20 protein-coding genes and 4 tRNA genes are annotated in these 18,859 nt (G+C 66.7%); 11 read left to right on the forward strand and 13 right to left on the reverse strand.

The window, feature by feature from the left end; genetic code table 11:
• Nucleotides 1-735: a winged helix-turn-helix transcriptional regulator gene (locus G6N59_RS19520; RefSeq protein ID WP_407665727.1), complete on the forward strand. Its 735-nt coding sequence runs from the start codon at nt 1-3 to the stop codon at nt 733-735.
• A 16-nt stretch (nt 736-751) separates the two neighbouring features.
• On the opposite strand, the gene G6N59_RS19525 is transcribed toward G6N59_RS19520, so the two are convergent.
• A complete protein-coding gene (locus tag G6N59_RS19525; protein ID WP_138228489.1) occupies nt 752-1,726 on the reverse strand; it encodes a quinone oxidoreductase family protein in 975 nt (324 codons plus the stop codon).
• Nucleotides 1,727-1,801: 75 nt separating this feature from the next.
• On the opposite strand from G6N59_RS19525, the gene G6N59_RS19530 reads away from it, so the two are divergent.
• Complete coding sequence (locus G6N59_RS19530) at nt 1,802-2,314, forward strand: MarR family winged helix-turn-helix transcriptional regulator (RefSeq protein ID WP_163911506.1); 513 nt, start codon at nt 1,802-1,804, stop codon at nt 2,312-2,314.
• Here G6N59_RS19530 and phoU read toward each other — a convergent pair.
• The 5 genes from phoU to G6N59_RS19555 form a co-directional block, all read right to left on the reverse strand.
• Entirely contained in the window at nt 2,311-2,979 is a 669-nt protein-coding gene (gene phoU, locus G6N59_RS19535; RefSeq protein ID WP_138228491.1) for a phosphate signaling complex protein PhoU, read from the reverse strand. The genes G6N59_RS19530 and phoU overlap by 4 nt on opposite strands.
• A gap of 78 nt (nt 2,980-3,057) precedes the next feature.
• The gene (locus G6N59_RS19540; protein ID WP_138228492.1) at nt 3,058-5,172 is read right to left on the reverse strand and encodes an LCP family protein; all 2,115 of its coding nucleotides are present in this window, start codon (nt 5,170-5,172) and stop codon (nt 3,058-3,060) included.
• Between the two features lie 2 nt (nt 5,173-5,174).
• On the reverse strand, nt 5,175-6,353 hold the full coding sequence (gene dusB / locus G6N59_RS19545; protein ID WP_179970372.1) for a tRNA dihydrouridine synthase DusB: 1,179 nt from the start codon (nt 6,351-6,353) through the stop codon (nt 5,175-5,177).
• On the reverse strand, nt 6,350-7,351 hold the full coding sequence (locus tag G6N59_RS19550) for an acyl-ACP desaturase (protein WP_138228494.1): 1,002 nt from the start codon (nt 7,349-7,351) through the stop codon (nt 6,350-6,352). The genes dusB and G6N59_RS19550 overlap by 4 nt, the downstream gene beginning before the upstream one ends.
• A 130-nt stretch (nt 7,352-7,481) precedes the next feature.
• Nucleotides 7,482-8,069: a TetR/AcrR family transcriptional regulator gene (locus tag G6N59_RS19555; RefSeq protein ID WP_138228495.1), complete on the reverse strand. Its 588-nt coding sequence runs from the start codon at nt 8,067-8,069 to the stop codon at nt 7,482-7,484.
• A 99-nt stretch (nt 8,070-8,168) separates the two neighbouring features.
• On the opposite strand from G6N59_RS19555, the gene G6N59_RS19560 reads away from it, so the two are divergent.
• The 4 genes from G6N59_RS19560 to G6N59_RS19575 all read left to right on the forward strand — a co-directional run bounded on the left by G6N59_RS19560 (nt 8,169) and on the right by G6N59_RS19575 (nt 10,714).
• Nucleotides 8,169-9,143, forward strand: coding sequence for an oxygenase MpaB family protein (locus tag G6N59_RS19560; RefSeq protein ID WP_179970219.1), 975 nt, complete (start codon nt 8,169-8,171; stop codon nt 9,141-9,143).
• A 111-nt stretch (nt 9,144-9,254) separates the two neighbouring features.
• Entirely contained in the window at nt 9,255-9,620 is a 366-nt protein-coding gene (locus G6N59_RS19565; RefSeq protein ID WP_138228497.1) for a group I truncated hemoglobin, read from the forward strand.
• Between the two features lie 108 nt (nt 9,621-9,728).
• A complete protein-coding gene (locus G6N59_RS19570; protein ID WP_138228498.1) occupies nt 9,729-10,070 on the forward strand; it encodes an ArsR/SmtB family transcription factor in 342 nt (113 codons plus the stop codon).
• Nucleotides 10,067-10,714, forward strand: coding sequence for a cation efflux transmembrane domain-containing protein (locus G6N59_RS19575; protein ID WP_163911509.1), 648 nt, complete (start codon nt 10,067-10,069; stop codon nt 10,712-10,714). Before G6N59_RS19570 ends, G6N59_RS19575 begins: the two co-directional genes overlap by 4 nt.
• Before the next feature lie 12 nt (nt 10,715-10,726).
• Here the strand turns inward: G6N59_RS19575 and G6N59_RS19580 are convergent, their stop codons facing one another.
• From G6N59_RS19580 to G6N59_RS19590, 3 genes are read right to left on the reverse strand one after another with little or no spacing between them, the layout of a single operon-like run.
• Complete coding sequence (locus G6N59_RS19580) at nt 10,727-12,349, reverse strand: AMP-binding protein (protein ID WP_138228500.1); 1,623 nt, start codon at nt 12,347-12,349, stop codon at nt 10,727-10,729.
• Nucleotides 12,350-12,361: 12 nt separating this feature from the next.
• Complete coding sequence (locus G6N59_RS19585; protein WP_138228501.1) at nt 12,362-13,351, reverse strand: SDR family NAD(P)-dependent oxidoreductase; 990 nt, start codon at nt 13,349-13,351, stop codon at nt 12,362-12,364.
• 32 nt (nt 13,352-13,383) lie between these two features.
• Entirely contained in the window at nt 13,384-14,175 is a 792-nt protein-coding gene (locus tag G6N59_RS19590; RefSeq protein ID WP_138228502.1) for an SDR family NAD(P)-dependent oxidoreductase, read from the reverse strand.
• Between the two features lie 80 nt (nt 14,176-14,255).
• Between G6N59_RS19590 and G6N59_RS19595 the strand changes: the two genes are divergently transcribed.
• Nucleotides 14,256-14,978, forward strand: coding sequence for a MerR family transcriptional regulator (locus G6N59_RS19595; RefSeq protein ID WP_163911513.1), 723 nt, complete (start codon nt 14,256-14,258; stop codon nt 14,976-14,978).
• A 9-nt stretch (nt 14,979-14,987) separates the two neighbouring features.
• On the opposite strand, the gene G6N59_RS19600 is transcribed toward G6N59_RS19595, so the two are convergent.
• Nucleotides 14,988-15,446, reverse strand: coding sequence for a PaaI family thioesterase (locus G6N59_RS19600; protein WP_234884049.1), 459 nt, complete (start codon nt 15,444-15,446; stop codon nt 14,988-14,990).
• A gap of 28 nt (nt 15,447-15,474) precedes the next feature.
• Nucleotides 15,475-15,550: transfer RNA gene (locus G6N59_RS19605), tRNA-Lys, on the reverse strand.
• Between the two features lie 164 nt (nt 15,551-15,714).
• Between G6N59_RS19605 and G6N59_RS19610 the strand changes: the two genes are divergently transcribed.
• The 4 genes from G6N59_RS19610 (at nt 15,715) to G6N59_RS19630 (ending at nt 17,485) form a co-directional block, all read left to right on the forward strand.
• Nucleotides 15,715-15,787, forward strand: a tRNA-Glu gene (locus G6N59_RS19610).
• A gap of 32 nt (nt 15,788-15,819) precedes the next feature.
• A tRNA-Asp gene (locus G6N59_RS19615) sits at nt 15,820-15,896 on the forward strand.
• A 50-nt stretch (nt 15,897-15,946) separates the two neighbouring features.
• Nucleotides 15,947-16,020, forward strand: a tRNA-Phe gene (locus G6N59_RS19620).
• 436 nt (nt 16,021-16,456) lie between these two features.
• Complete coding sequence (locus G6N59_RS19630; RefSeq protein ID WP_138228504.1) at nt 16,457-17,485, forward strand: hypothetical protein; 1,029 nt, start codon at nt 16,457-16,459, stop codon at nt 17,483-17,485.
• Here the strand turns inward: G6N59_RS19630 and G6N59_RS19635 are convergent.
• Entirely contained in the window at nt 17,443-18,090 is a 648-nt protein-coding gene (locus G6N59_RS19635) for a pyridoxamine 5'-phosphate oxidase family protein (RefSeq protein WP_138228505.1), read from the reverse strand. The two genes, G6N59_RS19630 and G6N59_RS19635, sit on opposite strands and share 43 nt — an antisense overlap.
• 36 nt (nt 18,091-18,126) lie before the next feature.
• Nucleotides 18,127-18,834 (reverse strand): MspA family porin, encoded by a 708-nt coding sequence (locus G6N59_RS19640; protein WP_407665730.1) that lies wholly within the window; start codon nt 18,832-18,834, stop codon nt 18,127-18,129.
• Nucleotides 18,835-18,859 lie beyond the last annotated feature (25 nt).

Below are 18,859 nucleotides of genomic sequence, written 5' to 3' on the forward strand. Positions count from 1 at the left end.
TTGACCATCGAGGTGCGGCGAAGGAACGCGCCGATGGCACCGGGCACACACCGTGCGGCACTGGGCGCGCCGCGCGGCAGCCTTGTGCTGTGCGAAGGCGACTCGGCGATCGCGGGCGGTCTCATGGATGACGCCGCTCGGGCAGGGATCGCCACCCTGTGGTGCCGCGACGGCGCCGAGACGCTGTTGGCGGTTGGTGCCGGCGTTCCCGATGTGTTGGTGATCGCCAGCCGCACCGCGACTGTCGACGCCACCAGCATCACCTCCGCGATCCGCACGGCTTCTGAACTGCCCATTCTGGTGGGTGCCGCACCCGGTGAAGACGACGTGACCCGCCCGATTCTGGCTGCGGGCGCCTCGGCCGTCGTCGCACGCCCCTACGACATCGCCGCCATCGCACGTTTCGCGTTGACCGCGGGACCTGAGGCGGCGATGCTGATCGCCGGGCCGATCCGCGTCGACCGGCACGGCTACGAGACCCAGGTCCGGGGCCGTGACGTGCAGCTCACCCACCGGGAACTCGAGCTGTTGGCATATCTCATCGAGCAGCGTGGCAGAGTCGCCAGCAGCGAGGAGATCAGTCACGCGGTATGGGGCCATCCTTCGGACACCAATACCGTTGCGGTGCATGTCAAGCGGCTACGCCGCAAGCTGGGAAGCGACCCCGAACACGGCGAGTTCATTCGTACGATCCGGGGGGCTGGTTACCGGCTCGCGCCGTCGATCTGCGGGTGAGGACGTCGCCGCCCCGTTACGGCGTGATGACGACGCGGGTGCCCGAGGGTTCCTTTGCCGCCCAGGCGTTTTCGATGTCGGCGAGCGGGCGGGCGACGGTCGTCAGCTGCAGTTCACCGGCATCGAGCATGGCGAACAACCGGGGCAGACCTTCGGTGCGCGCTCGCCGCATGGCCTCGGGTGGCACGCTGCCAATCCCCACGCCCTGGAGCGTAATTCCCGTGCTGCGCAACGTCGCCGCGTCGATGCTGATGCTCTCGCCGGTCATCGATCCGACCTGGATGAACCGCGTGGCATGGAAGTGGGTCGAGGAATGCGCGGCGGCCAGGGCGGCCAGCGTCTGCTGTGCGGACGTGCCCCACAGGTAGTCGATGACGGCGTCGAACGGCCGCGCAGAGTGCCCCGCAACAACGCTTTCGGTGAGATCGTCCGTCCCGAGCCGGATCACGTCATCGGCTCCGACGGTGCGCAGCCACTCCAGCCGCTCGGGGTTGCGGCCCGCGACCACGACGCGGCCTGCGCCGAAGACGAACTTGGCCAACTGCACTGCCAGTGACCCCGTGACGCCGGTGGCACCGAGGATCAGTACGTGGTCGCCGGGTTTGGTCTGGGCGGCGTAGTCCAGCGTCATCCATGCGGACATGCCGGGATTGGGCACGGCGGCGGCGGTCACCGAGTCGACGTGCTCGGGCACCGGGACGGCGCTGCTCGGGACGACGAGGGTGCGCTCGGCCATCAGCCCGTACGGGGCCAGCGATCCGGTGTACATCCGGGTGCCGTCGTCGAGGCGGGCGATGCCGTCCACGCCGGCGATGGCGGGCAGCTGAATCTCTTTGCTGCTGTAGTGCTTTCCCATGATCACCATGCGACTGAGGTTGGTCAGGGCGGACGCCTCCACGGCGGCGATGACGGCGCCGTCGCGCGGCTGGGGCTCGGGGAAATCCAGGTACCGGGGCTGCTGGCCCCACTCGTGCACGACCGCTGCCTTCATCTGCGCTCCTCGGATGGATAATAGTTTCGTCGGAAACTATATGGCGCACTGCCGCCGAATGGCAAGATGGTTTCCATGAAAACCAAGTCGGCGCTGATCACCGAGATCGGTGCACTGGTCGGTGCGATAGGGGACAAGTTCGACAGCGACGAGAGCGATGCCGAGCGTGACTACCTTGCCGAACACTGCCCACCGCGGCTGGAACGCACCCTGCGTGAGCTGCCCACGCTCAGCCTGCATCTGTTGGCGGTGCTCGCCGACGGACCGATCAGCGTCGTGGGCCTGGCCGCCCGCGCCGGCCAGCTCAAGGGCACGGTGTCCAAGCACGTGCAGCGCCTCGTCGACGCCGGTCTGGTCACCAGGTCACCCGTGCCCGGCAACCGCAAAGAGCTGCAGCTGAGCCCCACCGCGGACGGGGACTTCCTGATCGCCGTGCACCAACGCATGCACGACGAGATGGATGCCGGCAGGCACGACTTCCTGTCGCGCTATACCGCCGCGGAACTGTCGGTGTTGGCGAAGATGCTGCAGGACCTGCTGGCTGCCGGCCGGGACGGCGTGCGCCTGGTGCCTGCCGAGCGGCCCTAGTGGATGGTCGGCAGGTCGTCGTCGTCGGAGTAGCGGCCTGTGACCTGGAAGATCACCCGGCGGGCGACCTCGACGGCGTGGTCGGCGAAGCGCTCGTAGAAGCGGCTGAGCAGCGTCACGTCGACCGCGGCGGTCACGCCGTGCTTCCACTCCCGGTCCATCATCACGCTGAACAGATGACGGTGCAGGTCATCCATCGCGTCGTCTTCTTCCTGGATCCGGGCGGCACGCTCGGGGTCCTGGGTGAGCAGCACCTCCTGTGCGGTGTTGCCCAATTCGACTGCCAGGCGGCCCATTTCGGCGAAGTAACCGTTGACCTCTTCGGGCAGCGCGTGCTGCGGGTGCCGACGGCGGGCGATCTTGGCGACGTGCAGCGCCAGCGCGCCCATGCGGTCGACATCGGCGACGATCTGGATGGAGCCGACGACGGACCGCAGGTCGCCGGCGACGGGCGACTGCAGCGCCAGCAGGACGAAGGCCTGCTCTTCCGCCTGTGCGCTCAGGCTGGCGATCTGCTCGTGGTCCGAAATGACCTGCTCGGCCAGCACCAGGTCAGCCTGCAGCAGGGCCTGGGTCGCGCGCTCCATGGCAACACCTGCCAGTCCGCACATTTCGCCAAGGCGGTTGGTCAGGCCCTCAAGTTGCTCGTGGTACGCGGTACGCATGCGCTCCAGACTACTTTCTGGCCCCTGGCCATGCCGTGATCTGGCAATGAACGGCCGGTGAATGGGATAGGTCAGGTGCTATTTGCAGGTGGTGTCGGCCGCATTGGTGACGCTGAGGTCCTCGGGCAGCTTGGTGGGCTCGCCAGACAGGCTGCCGTGGGTCACTCGCATCTGTGCTGCTGAGCCACTGGATGCCGGGGTTCCGACCGTGGTGAAATCGGTCCCGAGCACCACCCGCACCACGTCCCCCAGGCCGGAAACCCTCTCGACGTGGGCGTTCGGCAATGATGACGCGACCGTCGCGGCGGCTTGTTCCTGTCCCGCGGAGAAGAACACCGTCGTTCCCGTCACCTGGCCCTGGTAATCGTCCGGGGAGGTGACGGTGAAGCCGTGCTGCTCGAGCTCCTTGGTCGCGGTCGCGGCCAGGCCGTCCTGGCCGGTCGAGTTGGACACCCGGACCGTTACCTGGCTCGGGTCGGTCGTCGTGGTGTTCACCTGTTCACCGTCCGACAGGGCCGGGCTCGGCGTGGCCGAGGTAGCGGGAACCGGGGTGTTGTCGGCGTTGTGCTCCTCGGGCAGCGGGTCATCGTTGATGATCGCGTCGAACAGCGCGCGCATGTCCTGGACGCGGGGCGGTTCGTTGCCTTCGGAGTCGGTGACCCCGGTGGGCACCGTGACGAACGTGACGCGGCCGGCGCTGACGCCCTGGATGGACTGGCCCAGTTGCACCAGGTCCTTCGTGGTGATGTTGTCGACAGTCGAGTCGTCGATGAAGAGGTTGACGACGTTGTTGAGCTTGCCGAGGTCGAAGAACGTGTCCTTGGAGATCATCGACCGCAGCAATGAGGACAGGAACATCTGCTGGCGCTTGATCCGGCCGTAGTCGCCGTTGACCTCGGTGGTGACCTGGCGGGCCCGGACGTACTGCAATGCGGTGTGACCATCGATGATCTGCCGGCCGGAATGTTCCAGCACGGTGCCCAGCTCGTAGTCCTCGAGCGGCGTGGTGCTGCAGACCTCGACGCCGCCGACGGCGTCGACGAGTTTCGAGAAACCGGCGAAATCGACTGCCATGAACCGGTTTATCGACAGGCCGGAAAGCTTCTGAATCACCTTGACCAGGCACTTGGGGCCGCCGAAGGCGTACGCCGAGTTCAGTTTGGTCTCGGTGTAAACCTGGTCGGGGCCATAGCTTTTCGTGTCTTCGTCATAGAGGGGGCCGTAGCTGCCGGTCTTCGGGTCCCAGGCTTCGCACTGCGTCGGCTTGATGGCAAGGTCGCGGGGAAAAGACACGGCCACCACGCGTTTGCGGCTGGCCGGGATGTTCACCAGCATGATGGTGTCCGAGCGCGTGCCGCCCGCGTCTGCGCTGGTACCGGCGCCCATGTCCGCGTTCTGGCCGTAGCGGCTGTCCACGCCGACGATCAGGAAGTTCTCGTCGCCGAACTGCGCGTTGGGGTCGATGATGTCGCGGGAGTTGAGATCGAGCGCCGACACCTTGTTCATGTTGTTGTTCTTGACGTTCTGCCACTGCCAGGCGGCGCCGGTTGCCGACAGCGCGATGACGGCGGCCAGCGCGACGACGATGCGACCCGCTATCGCGAACCGATGGCGGGTGTGGTGATCGACGGGTGGCGGCGCATCGGCATGCGTCGGGCGCTCAGGGTTGTCGATGTAATTCCGCACGTCGGTGCGCACGACGGCGCGCGGCCGCTCGGGTGGCGACGCCGGCTCGTCCAGCGGCACCAGCGGCGTGCCGAAAACCTCTGTGACGGGCTCGGATTCGGGCCAACGCCGGGTGGTCCGCGCCCGTTCTCCGGAAGTCGGGGCAGTCGGTGGGCTGACGGGCTCGGGCGTCGGCTCGGGGCGCGGCGGGCGTACCGGCGGCGGCGGTGTGGGTCGCTGCGACTCCGGGGCCTTGGGTTGCGAAGCGGCCTTCGGTAGCGCGGATGCCTCGATGGCCCGGGCCGGCGGCACCGAGCCGCCCGAGAGGCGGGCGATGAGTTCAGCGACCGTGACGCCACCACCACCGTGGCTGCCGGTGACCTCGTCCTCGGCTTGTCCCTGCAGACCGGCCCGTTCCCACGGCGCCCGAACCGAGCCCGAGGCTCGCGTCGTGCGCGTTACCCGGGGGTTGTCGCCGGCAGCATCGCCGTCACCCTCGCCGGGGGTGGTCCGGTCGCGGTCGCTCACGCTTACCCGCCGGAGTTGACCATGTCGGCGCCGAACGGCACCGTGCAGTCGTCGGGATCGTCGAGCCAACCTTCGGGCAGTACTACGGAACCCGGCGACCCCTGCCGGCCCCGCGGGCCCTCTGCGCAATCCGGGAACGGTACGTCCGAATCCAGTTGCTTGAGGAGTTCGTCCAGCTCGGCCAGGGTTTTCACCAGGGCCAGCGCGCGGCGCAGGTCGGCGCCGGCGGGCAGGCCGTGCAGGTACCAGGCGACGTGCTTGCGGATGTCGCGCATGCCTTTGTCCTCGCCGAAGTGATCGGCGAGCAACTGACCGTGACGGCGGATGATGTTCGCGATCTCGCCGAGGGTAGGCGGGGTGGGACGAGGCTGCCCGTTGAAGGCCGCCGACAGTTCGGCGAACAGCCACGGCCGGCCCAGGCAGCCACGGCCGATGACGACGCCGTCGCATCCTGTCTCGGCCATCATCCGCAGTGCGTCGTCGGCGTCGAAGATATCGCCGTTGCCGAGCACCGGAACGCTGGTGACATGGGCCTTCAGCGCGGCGATCTGGTCCCAGTCGGCCGAGCCGGAGTAGCGCTGCGCAGCGGTACGGGCATGCAGTGCGACGGCTGCCGCACCCTCCTCGGCGGCGATGCGGCCGGCATCGAGGTGGGTGTGGTGGGCGTCGTCGATCCCGACCCGGAACTTCACGGTGACCGGAATATCAGTGTTTTCGGTGGCGCGCACGGCGGCGGCGACGATCTGGCCGAACAACTTGCGCTTGTAGGGCAGCGCCGAGCCGCCACCGCGGCGGGTGACCTTGGGCACCGGGCAGCCGAAGTTCATGTCGATGTGGTCGGCCATGTTCTCGTCGACGATCATCTTGGCCGCAGCGTACGTGGTGGCGGGGTCGACGGTATAGAGCTGCAGGGAGCGGGGCGATTCCTCGGGCGCGAACGTCGTCATGTGCATGGTCGCGGCGTTCCGCTCGACCAGCGCCCGCGCGGTGACCATCTCACAGACGTACAGGCCGCTCACCGTGCCCACCCGGGCCAGCTCCTGCTCGCGACACAAGGTGCGGAAAGCGACGTTCGTCACACCCGCCATGGGCGCGAGGACGACCGGGGAGCGCAACGAGATCGGCCCGATCCGTAGGGATCGGGCCGAAGGCGTCGCCGCCTCGTCTCGGTGGGGGCTCAGGACGCTGATGTCGACACCAGAAGGTTCTTCATCGCCTTCTTCTCGGCGACCTTGCGCTCGCGCTCCAGGCGACGCTGCTTGGCCACCTCGAACTTCGCGCAGGTGTCCTCGAGCTCGTTGATGATCCGGCCCAGGTCGTCGCGCAGTCGCGCGCCTTCGCCGGTGAAGTCCTCACGCTCGAAGATGCGCCATTTCTTGAGTACAGGCATGAGGACGTCGTCGAGGTGAATGCGCGGGTCGTAGACGCCACCGACGGCGATGATGACGGCCTTGCGGCGGAAGTCGGGCACGGTGTACCCGGGCATCTTGAAGTTCTCCACGATTCGGTGCAGCGAGGCCATCGCCTGGTTCGGGTTGATGTCCAGGCCGGCGGCCGAGACATCGCGGTAGAAGATCATGTGCAGGTTCTCGTCGCCGGAAATGCGCTGCAGCAGCTGGTCGGCGACGGGCTCGTTGCAGGCCTTGCCGGTGTTGCGGTGCGAGACGCGGGTGGCCAGCTCCTGGAACGAGACGTACATGACCGAGTCGAACAGGCTCTCGGCGAACAGGTCGCCCTGCAGGTTCTGGCCGGGCGAGAAGCCACGGGTGACCTGCTCGACGCGCAGTTCCTCGAGCTCGACCGGATCGCAGTTACGGGTGACGACGAGGTAGTCGCGCAGGGCGATGCCGTGGCGGTTCTCCTCGGCGGTCCACCGGTTCACCCAGTAGCCCCAGGCGCCGTCCATGCCCATGTTCATCGCGATCTCGCGGTGGTAGGACGGCAGGTTGTCCTCGGTCAGCAGGTTCTGGACCATTGCGGTCTGGGCGACCTCGGAGAGCTTGGCCTGGTCCGGATCCCAATCCTGGCCGCCGAGGGCGTAGTAGTTCTTGCCCTCTTTCCAGGGGATGTAGTCATGCGGGTTCCAGTCTTTCCGCATGCTCATGTGGCGGTCGACGAGCTGCTCGACGACCGGCTCGAGCTCGTGCAGGAGCTGCAGGTCGGTGTAGTCGGCTGTCATGGCGCCTCCCGTTTAGATATCTGTACCCGTTGGTAGCAGTCAGAGTATCTGTGTCCCGTAGTGACATCAAGTTGCTGTGACGCATGTCCGTTTGGTGATTCTGAACTGTGATGTCGGGGTTTGTTACGTGTTACCGGTGCGACGGCACCCGGCTTGTCAACATGTCGACGCAATAATCGACGAACTGTTCGCGCGTGGCCGGCAGCTTGCCGTTCAAGTATCCGGTGAACAGCGCGGTAAGAGCGCCGATCAGGCTGGTGGCTTCCAAAGCGCGCCGGGCGGGATCGCCGTCCGGGAACATCTTGTGTTGCAGCAGCTCGATGAAACTCGGCATCCAGTCGGCGCCCGAGCGGGTGAGAACCGGCTCCTGGGCCGGGGCGATCAGCAGGACGCGACCGCGGGTCGGATCGTCGACCATCATCGTGACGAACCGCTCGACGGCGTCGCGCGGGCTCTGTGACGACGTCAGCGCCGCCATGGCGGTGGTGCACACCTCGTCGTACACGGCGCGGACGAAATCGTCACGGTCGGTGAAGCTTTCGTAGAAGTAGCGCTCGGTCAGGCCGGCGGTGCGGCACACCGCGCGGACGGTCGCCGCCGGGCCGCCGGAATGGCCGAGCGCGGCGATGCCGGCGTCGATGAGCGCCTCGCGGCGCCGCGTCGGGCGGTCCGCCAGGGGGACGGTGGACCAGCGGCCCTGTCGTTGACCGGAAGGCACGTGACTCCTAGGCTATGGCTGACAACGTGTGTAGTCAGAATACCCGCTGACATCCAGGAAAGAATGCCGGTGACTCAAAATACTTCCGACGCATGCCCCATGACCAGCGACTCTGCGCCCGTGACGGCCGGCTGCCCGGCTTCACCCGGTGGCTATGACACGGTGCCGCTGGGGCCGGACTCGCTGACCTGGAAGTACTTCGGCCAATGGACCGGGCTGTTCCAGGGCACCTGGGCCGGCTCGATGCAGAACATGCATCCTCAGCTCGGCGCTGCGGTGGAGGAGCGCTCGATCTTCTTCATGGAGCGGATTCCGCGGCTGCTCCGGTCGATCTATCCGATCGGCGGCGTGGTGTTCGACGGTGACCGCGCTCCCAAGACCGGCGCCGAGGTGCGTGACTATCACGTCGGGATCAAGGGCGTCGACAAGCAGGGACGCCGCTACAGCGCGCTCAACCCCGACGTCTTCTACTGGGCGCACGCGACGTTCTTCAAATCCACGCTGTTGGCGGCCGAGAAGTTCGGCGGCGGGATCTCTGAAGCGGACAAGCGACAGCTGTTCGACGAGCATGTCACCTGGTACCGCATGTACGGCATGAGCATGCGGCCGGTGCCGGAAACGTGGGAGGGCTTCCAGGTCTACTGGGATCACATGTGCCGCAACGTGCTGGAGAACAACTACGCGGCACGCGAGGTCATGGATTTGTCGACCATGCCCAAACATCCTTCTCTGCAATGGATTCCGGATTGGCTGTGGGCCCAGAACCTCAAGGTGATGCAGCGCTTCCTCACCTTCATGACGGTGGCCCTCTATGACCCGCCGGTGCGGGAACTGATGGGCTACTCGTGGTCTGCCCGTCAGCAGTGGGTGCATGACCGGCTGTGTGACGTGATCACGTTGGTCTCGAAGTACGGCCCGAAGCGCAGGCTGATGCATCCGCGCAAGCGATCGGCGATGGACCGCGCGTCCGGCCGGCTCCCGGTGGATTCGCCGTTGGTGGAGACTCCGGCGCGCAACCTGCCGCCCCTCGAATATCGGGGCCAGCCGCAGTTCTATTGCCCAAAGGTCGACTGAGCCAGGCGTTTTGCGGTACTCGCAGCAATTCGAGGGGTCTGTGAGATCGAATTAGCGGCTGGGTCACGGTCGAGCAATGGGCAGGCAACACGCCCGGTGTTTCCTCGGGGCATGACGAGCATCTATGAGCAGATCGGAGGGGCCGAAGCGCTCGAACAGGTGGTGGCGGACTTCTACGAGCGGGTGCTGGCCGATGCCGAACTCGCCGGCTTCTTCGCCGGCGCCAACATGTCGCGGCTCAAAGGCCGGCAGGTGGAATTCTTCGCCGCTGCCCTGGGCGGGCCGCAGCCTTATACCGGCGCGTCCATGCGCGACATCCACCGCGGGCGCGGAATCACCGTGCGGCACTTCACTTTGGTCGCGGGGTATCTGAGTGAAAGCCTGGCCGCGGTGGGCGTTCCGGCCCGAACGGTGCAGCGGATCATGGCGGCGATCGCGCCGCTGGCCGGTGACATCGCCACTGCCAAGAGCGCCTGAGGGCGGCGCCACCGGCCGCCGGCTGTGGTGTCCGACTCGGTAGGGCGCCCGGTGATCAGTCCTTAATACATAATTTTCTGAATACAGAAAATGATGTATGGTTGGCGCATGGCGACCCTGCAGCACACTGATGCGTTGTCGCGTTTCGGTCATGCCTTGTCCGACCCGACGCGCACGCGAATCTTGTTGAGCCTGAACCGAACTCCCGGCTATCCGTCGGACCTGGCCGATCAGCTGGGGGTCTCCCGCCAGATTCTCTCGAACCACCTGACCTGCCTGCGGGGCTGCGGTCTGGTGGTGGCGGTTCCCGAAGGTCGCCGCATGCGATACGAACTGGCCGACGGCCGCATCGGGCGCGCGCTGGACGACCTCATGAGCCTTGTCCTGGCAGTGGATCCCGACTGTGTGTGCGTGGGCGCCGATGGCGAGCCCTGCGGGTGCGCTCAATGACGCTGACCGATGCGCGTCGCGGCCGGCTCGCCCGGCGCATCAGGTGGCTGGTGGCGGCGACGATCTCCTACAACGTCATCGAGGCGGTCGTGGCGCTCTCCGAAGGTGCCCGCGTGTCGTCGGCGGCGTTGATCGGCTTCGGTCTGGACTCGGTGATCGAGGTGTCGTCGGCCGCTGCGGTCGCATGGCAGTTCGCGGGTACCGACCCCGAAGCGCGCGAGAAGACCGCGCTGCGCATCATCGCGTTCTCGTTCTTCGCCCTCGCCGCTTACGTCGCGGTCGACGCTGTTCGCGCCCTTGCCGGATTCGGCGAGGCGCGGCACTCGACCATCGGCATCGTGCTCGCCGCGGTGAGCCTGGTCGTCATGCCGGTGTTGTCGTACGCACAGCGTCGCGCCGGCCGTGAGCTCGGATCGCGGTCGGCGGTCGCCGATTCCAAACAGACGCTGCTGTGCACCTACCTGTCGGGCGTGCTGTTGGTCGGCCTGGTGGTGAACTCCGTGCTCGGCTGGGCGTGGGCCGACCCGATCGCCGCACTGGTGATCGCCGGCGTCGCGGCGAAGGAAGGCATCGATGCGTGGCGCGGTGACGCCTGTTGTGCGCCCGTTGTCCCTGAGCGTGACGAGGGTGGCTGCTGCGACTGACGGTCCAGCACCTCAGTCCGTCCGGGCGGCCAGGTCCCGCTTGAGCACCTTGCCGGTGGGGTTGCGCGGTAGCTCGTCGAGGAACACCACCTCGCGCGGCACCTTGTAGCGGGCCAGGTTGTCCTTGACGAACTCCTTGATCTCCGCCTCCGACACGCTGGTGCCCGCCGCGGTAACCACGAAGGCGCGCAGGCGTTTTCCGAATTCCTCGTCGTCGACGCCGATGGCAGAGGCTTCCACGATGGCCGGGTGGGTGGCCAGCAGTTCCTCGACCTCGACCGGGAACACGTTCTCCCCGCCGGAGACGATCATGTCGTCATCCCGGCCGTCGATGTACAGCCGGCCCTTCTCGTCGAAGTGCCCGACGTCGCCGCTGGCCATCAACCCGTCGATGAACTCCTTGGTGCCGCCACCGGTGTAGCCCTCGAATTGTGTTGCCGCGCCCACGAATATCCGGCCCGTGCCAGGCGACGGCACCTCGCGGCCGTGGTCGTCGAAGATCTTGATCCGGCAGCCGAGCATCGGCGTGCCGACCGAGGTCGGGGCCTCGCGGATATCGGCCGGCGTGGCCATGGTCGCCAGGGCGACTTCGGTTGAGCCGTAGAGGTTGTAGACCACCTCACCGAGCAGGTCCTGCGCCGCGGTGGCGACGGCGGCCGGCAACTGGGAGCCGGCGCAGAAGATGGCGCGCAGGCTCGAGGTGTCGTAGCTGCGGACCGTGTGGTCGCCGAGGCCCAGTACGCGCTGCAGCATGACCGGCACGACGCACACGGTGGTGGCCTGGTGCTTCTCGATGTCCGCCACCAGTTGCTCTGCGTCAAACTTGCGGCGCAGCACCAACTTCGAGCCCAGGGCGATCGTCATGATGGCGATCAGCAGGCCGGTGCCATGAAACAGCGGCGGCCCCATGATGGTGGCTTCGCGAGCGCGCATCGGAAGCCGCTCCAGCAGGCCGCCCGGCAGGATGAAGCTGCGCGGCTCCGCGCGCGGTGCGCCCTTGGGCGTGCCCGTCGTCCCACTCGTCAGCAGGATGATCTTTCCCGGCTTGGCCGGCGCCGGCGGTGCCTTCGGTGACGCGTCGGCCGCGAGGGCGTCGAGATCGTCGGTGGCGCTGTCGATATCGGCGACGAACCTGCCGAGCCGCGCCTCGATATCGGCGACCAGATCGGTGAATTCGACGTCGTGCACCAGCAGGTCGACCCCTTCGCGATTCGCGACTTCCGCTGCCTGGCGGGCCGAGAACGCCGTGTTGAGCCACACCGCGTTGACGCCGGCGCGGGACGCGGCGAACGCCACGATCAGCGGTCCGCGGTGGTTGCGGCAGAGGATGCCGACGGTGTCGCCCGGGGCCAGCCGTTGCCGGAAGGCGTTGGCAATCCGGTCGACTGCCTCATCGAATTCGGCGTAGGTCAGTTCGCCGCGTTCGTCGGCGATCGCCGGATACCCACCATGGCGGATCGCGGCGATGCGCGGCGCGGCGCCGAACGGACCGTACGTGGCAAGTGCCCGCACGACCTGCACCAACCGGTGCGGCAGATCGACGCCGATGGCGCCGGCCCGCACCAGCGCCACGAGGGCGCGGACCTCGAGGCCGGCCCGCCGGGCCGGCTCGGCAACCAGTGAGTTCAGGTCCATCATCTTCCTCATCTATTCGGCCGCAACGGGTTCGGCTGCTTCTTCGGCCGTTGCGTGCGCAGCCATCGAATCGCCGAACATCGAGTAGACCTTGTTCCGCACCAGGTCGAAGGGCCGCGGGCTGAGCGCGTCGGTGAGGGCGGTCAACTGGCCCGACGGCGGGCTCAGCCGGCGCGGGCGGTGCATGATCGCGTCGCACAGCGTGCTCGCGGCCTGCTCGGGGGTGAGCGTGGGGAAGCGGTCGTACATCTTGGTCGGGGCGATCATCGCGGTCCGCACCAGCGGCATGTGCACCGTGGTGAAGGTGACGTTGTTCGACACCGTCTCACCTTGCAACGTGTCGCACAGTCCGTCCAGTGCCGACTTGCTGGCGATGTAGGCGCCGAAGCGCGGCAGCTTGGTCTGCACGCCGATCGAGGACACATTGATGATGTGGCCGAAGCCGCGCTCGCGCATGCCCGGCGTGAACTTCAGGATCAGCTGGACCGGGGCAAAGTAGTTCAGCTGCATGGTCCGCTGGTAGTCGTGCATCCGGTCGTGCGACAGCTCCAGCGAGCGGCGGATGGAGCGGCCGGCGTTGTTGATGAGGATGTCGACGCGGCCGAGGTCGGCCAGCACCTGGTCTGCCATGTCGCCGATGGCGTCGAGGTCGCTCAGATCGCAGGGGTACACGTGCGCGGTGCCGCCGTCGGCGCGGATGTCGTCGGCAACACGTTCCAGGTTCTCCCGGGTGCGGGCCACCAGCACGACCTCGCCGCCGGCAGCACCGATGCGGCGCGCGGTGGTCTCACCGATACCCGCCGAGGCGCCGGTGATCACGACGATCTTGCCCGCGACAGCATCATCGAGGGTGTAGCCGGTGATGGCGTCGACCACGGTCTGCAGGTAGATCGGGCGGGTCTTGATGGGCGTGTTCATGACGCTGGCGAAGGCAGCGAGAGGCTTGGCGGTGACGGCGGCGACCGGCTTGGTCGCCAGGGCGGTGAGGTCGGAGAGGTTCACGGCAGAGGTCCCTTCTCGAGTGAGGTCGGTTTTCAGCCCAGAGCCCGGCGGGCCAGGCGCAGGGCCGGCAGCAGCAGGGCGTGGGGAGTGATGGAGCCAGTGATGGCCATGAGCTTCACAACGACACCGGGCACGATCTGCCGGGCGCCGGCCTGCATGCCGTCGGCGGCCTGGGTCGCGACGTCGACGGGGGAGACCTGGGCCGGTCGCAGGCTGAATTCGTGCGCCGAGGCGACCTCTGCCCATTCGGTCGGGACCGGTCCGGGGCACAACGAGGTGCAGGAGACGCCGGTGCCGCGCAGCTCTTCGTGGACGGCTTCGGAGAACGAGTTGACGAACGCCTTGGACGCGCCATAGGTCGCCATCGAGGGCATGGGCTGGAAGGCGACGACGGATGCCACGTTCAGGACGGCGCCCGCGCCGCGCTCCACCATGCCGGGCAGGACGGCGTGGGTAAGTTCCTGCAGCGCAACAATATTGACCTCGACCTGCTCGCGCTCGCGGCCCATCGGCAGGGTATGGAAGGCACCGCTGGTACCGAAGCCGGCGGAGTTGCACAGGCCCGCGACTGGCCGGCTGCGCAGTTCCTCGATCAGGGTCTGGCGCTGGGTGGCGTCGGCGAGATCGCAGGGCCGCACCGTGACGCCGATGCCGTGCTCGGCGCGCAGTTCGTCGGCCAGGGCGTCGAGCCGGTCCTGACGGCGGGCGACGAGGAAGACGTCGTAGCCGCGGGCGGCGAGCACCCGGGCCAGTTCGGTTCCGATTCCGGACGAGGCACCAGTGATGACGACCTCGGTGGTGCCTGAGGGCTTCGGCAGGGTCATGTGGCTCTCATTTCATGTCGACGTGTGACTGTGCCAGTAACACTGGCACAGTGCGAATGTTGGTGTCTATACTTCGTGGAATGGCAGATGTCACAGTCGAGGAATTCACCATCGACGAACTGGCCGCGCGTACCGGCACGACGGTGCGAACCATCCGCTTCTACAACGAGAGCGGCCTGCTGCCGCCTGCCGAGCGGCGTGGCCGCCTCGCGTATTACGGTGCGCCGCACCGCATTCGGCTGGAGTTGGTGCAGCAGTTGCAGCAACACGGCTATACCCTGGCGGCCATCACCAAGGTGCTGGCTCGGCTACCGGAGGGCGCCACCGCCCATGACCTCGCCGTGCGTGCAGCACTTCTCACACCGTGGAGTCCGGCGGACGACGAGACCGTCGATCTGCGCGCACTCGAACAACGCGCGGGTCTGTCGTTGGACGCCCGGGCACTCGAGACCCTCGAAGCGCTCGGAGCCATCCGGCGCCTCGATGACGGCACCTTCAGCGTCCGGCCGTCGGTCCTGGGCGCGGCCATGAACCTGCGCGACACCAGCGTTCCGGCCGAGGACGTCCGCCGCCTGGCCGGCGTTGTCGACAAACACATCGACGCCCTCGCCAACGAGGTGGCGGACGTCGTCTTCAGCCGGATTCGCGAGGCCGATGACCCCAACGTGTACCTCGGGCGCATCGCCAAGGTGGTGCCGAACCTGCGGCCGCTGGCGGCGCAGATGATGGCCGACCGGTTCACCGCCGCGATCAATCAGGCGGTGCAGGAACGGGTCGCGGAACTGGAGATGCCGGCTAAATAAGCCCGGCGGCTACTTTCGGCGGAGTTGGCAGGTTGCCCTGGTGGTGGCGACGACGGTTCCTTCGGCGTCGGTCACGGTCGCCTCGACGACGTACTCCGACTTGCCGTGCTGTGCGGCCTCGGACTCGATCCGAGTGATGTCGTCGTCGCTCAACTCGGCCTGGGCCCGCACATCGGATTTCGCCGGTGCCTTGTACTGGATCGACATGTCCTTGACCAGTGGATAGAACTGGCTCTGATCGAATGCGATGAGGGCCAGGATCCCGCCGAGCACTTCGGCGACGGTGAACAGCACACCGGCGTACATCACGCCAAAGTGGTTGCCGTTACCCGCGATTGGAGCCGTGGTGGCGGCGAACCCGCGGCGCACCTCGACGATTCTGACGCCCAGGCCGTGGGCGGACGGGATGGTGGTCGCGAACATCGAGTTCATGAACTCGCGCTGGGCTGCGTCGTCGGTGTTCGTCACGCCGCAAGACTATCTACCGCGACGGAAGTGGTGCCCCCACCAGGGCTCGAACCTGGGACCTGCGGATTAAAAGTCCGTAGCTCTACCGACTGAGCTATAGGGGCGTGGGACACAGGATACTGCGTCCCGTGCGGCCGCCTCGCCGGGTAGGTGGTTGAGCGGCGGTTGGTGGTCTGTAGTGCCGATTTGGGCCGTGGGCCAGTCGTGCCCTAAGCTATCGAAGCTCCCAACGGAAACGTTGAGAGTGCCCCCGAAGAGATTCGGACTGGCCCCCATCGTTTAGTGGCCTAGGACGCCGCCCTTTCACGGCGGTAGCACGGGTTCGAATCCCGTTGGGGGTACGCAGCGCGAAAGCGAAGCAAGCAGTATGTAAGGCCCTGTGGCGCAGTTGGTTAGCGCGCCGCCCTGTCACGGCGGAGGTCGCGGGTTCGAGTCCCGTCAGGGTCGCCATCTCGGCGAAGCCGAGTAGTCGCTATTGCGGCGAGGCATTCGTGCCTTCCGGCCAGGTAGCTCAGTTGGTACGAGCGTCCGCCTGAAAAGCGGAAGGTCGCCGGTTCGATCCCGGCCCTGGCCACTTCAAAAACCGCCCCGCAATGGGCGGTTTTCTTTGTTTTCAGGGCTATGACCGGCTCCTAGTCGCAAACGACCCCGCAGGGCTATGTTGGCCATTGAACGGGTGAAAGCGTGGCGATGATGGCCGGTCTCCTTCAATTGGGCACGTACCTGGCGGCATGCGGGGCGCTGGCAATTGGCCTTTCGACGTCAGTGGCGGCCGACCCCGCGGCGTTCGATCCAACCGGGAACCGATCGGGTGGACCGGTACCGACCATCAACGGTGTGCCATGTGTCGGCGGCGGCCTGGGTGCTTGCCTGAGCATGAGGCAGAACGGTCCGCCCACGTCGGTGCCGCAGTCGGGTGTGGGGCACAGTCCGACGGTGCGTCGCTGAGCGTCGGACTGCCCGAACTCACAACCCGCGGCCGATGAGTCCAGCTGGGTAAGGTGCTGGCAATGACCAATTTCTCGGAGCCGGCCGACAGCCTTGAGCCGCAGCTCGAACCGGTCGCCGCCCGCCTGCTCGATGCGCAGGTGGCATTCGCCATGCAGCAGTTGCGAGGCGAGAACTACCACAGCCTGGTGCTCGACGAGATTGAGCACGCCTTGGCAGAGGCATCGGAGATCACGCTGGCAGATGCCGTGACGCCCACCATGATCAAAAACGTCGCCGCGAAGTACGCCGTCCAGGTGCCGGTGGAAGGCGGCATCGCGGAACTGGTCAGTGAGATCGCCGCGCGGTTGTATCGGCTCACCGCGACCACGGACACCAGCTTCGGCGATGTCATTGACGGGCGGCGTTTCAGTGAGCTCAGCGCGATGGTGGTCGAGATGGGAGTCACCCAGCGGGTACTGGAGCGCATTCTGAGCAGTGAGGCGTTCGCTGAATTCTGTGTGACGCTGGTTCAGCACGCGCTCGCGGAATCTGTCACGCAGGGTGGCAGATCGCTGGCCCGCGGCCGGCTGGGCCGCATCTTCGGCGTACTCGGCGCGCGAATGCCACAGGGGCCGGTCGAACGGTTGGAGCTTCGTGCCGAGGATCTGGCGCGCCGTGGTGCCCGCTTTCTCCTCGCTCACACTCATGCGGACGAAGACGTACTTGCCGATGCGGTCAACGAGCTGTGGCGCAGCAACCTCAACAGCCCACTGTCGTCGGCAGTTTCGATGATTACCGCCGCTGACGTCGAGGACGCGGTCGTACCGATTTATGAGTTCTGGCGCACATTTCGGGACACCGGCTACTTCCGGGCGCTCCTCGATGAGGGCATTGACCACGTCTTCGAAAAGTACGGCGATGTCAGCCTTTACGACCTGCTGCTCGATCTCGGCGTGGGGCGTGAGGACATGATCGAGGAAGCCCTGCGTTTCGGCCCCCCGGTGATCGCCTTGCTCGACGAGCGGGGCTACCTGGAGTCGGTGTTGCGGCGTCGCCTCATTCCGTTCTACGTCTCGGAACGGTTCCGGGAGGCCTTGGCGGGAGGCTGAGCCTCCAACTCCGCCACCCGTGCCTTGAGCGCGTCGATCTCGGCCCGCAGCTCGGCTTCGCGCCCGTCGAACTTGGCTTGATAGGCCGCACCCAGCTCGCGCAGGTACTCGCGATCGAAGCGCGGGATGATGGAGCGCGAGCAGTTCCAGTCGAAGGCCTCGACGGCAATCTCGATCTCGCGCTGCAGCCCGTCCTCGATCACCGTCCCGCGGCCGAATACCTTGAGCCGGGTGCGTCGCGGGTAGTCGACGAAGAACATCGCCAGCCGGTCGTCGGCAGCCAGATTGCCCAGAGTGACGAACTGGTTGTTGCCCGGTAGGTCGATGAACCGCAGCCGGCCGCTCTCGGGCAGGTACCGGACGAATCCGGCTGGGCCACTGCGGTATTGGAGGTACGGCCAACCGTTGGGGGTGACCGTGGCCAGGCAGAACTGATCCGCGCGCCGGATCATCAGCAGCTCGCGGTCATCGAGATGCTGTGGGCCGTCGTCCGTGCGCTCGGTGTGCCGTCCATACGCTTGATAGCTGCCGTTGCGCTGCTGACGCTCCAGGGCATCGGGGCCGAATGCCAGGTGGTGATAGTGGTTGTTCGGCTCGGTGGACACAACGGTCACGCTACGCGCGCCGGCGATCTCGAATGGCTAGACGGTGGTCGTTGGGCCCACGTAGGACAGCACCACGTCAGATTGATCGGTCTGCCGCGTCAGCGTCGCATACGAGCGGATGAAGGACTGGCCCACGCACCCATCGATCTTGACGTGAAAGTCGCTGATCATCACCCAGGGGTTGGCGCCTTTGAATTCCTTCTTGTTGACCGGGACCACGATCACGAAGCCGGGTTTGAGCCCGACGGTGATCACGCCGTTGACCGGCGTGGAGATCACCGGCAGGATCGCGGCCGGCACGGCACCAAGCGGCCCGGACAGCCCGACCGACGTCGTCACGCCGGTACTACCGGCCATCGTTACGCCGTTCGAGGTGCTCATGTCGATGCCGCAACCGATCTCATAACCGACTTCGAGCAGTCCGTGCGGCTCCTCGGGCCCGACCAGCGATGCGGCGAAGATGCCGCTGGCGAGATATTCGCGTGACGATACCGCTGACGTCAGCGGCGCCACCGGCACCTGGGACTCGTCCCTGGCGCCGAGCGTCAAGGTCCAGCCGTCGGGCGTGTTGACGGTGGCTGGAGCGCCCGAGGCGACCTTCCCGTCTCCCGGTGGGGTGGCGTCGGGGGCGGCAGCCGGGTCGGCGTCGGGACTGGCGCTTGCCGGCGGGGTCAGCGGCGCGGTGACCACAACGCAGACAGCGACTACCGCAACACGGCGGAAAAGTGCCCGAATCGGGTTCACGGCCGCAACGGTAAGCGGCTGACGA

The organism is Mycolicibacterium aubagnense, assembly GCF_010730955.1.
Classification (GTDB): domain Bacteria; phylum Actinomycetota; class Actinomycetes; order Mycobacteriales; family Mycobacteriaceae; genus Mycobacterium; species Mycobacterium aubagnense.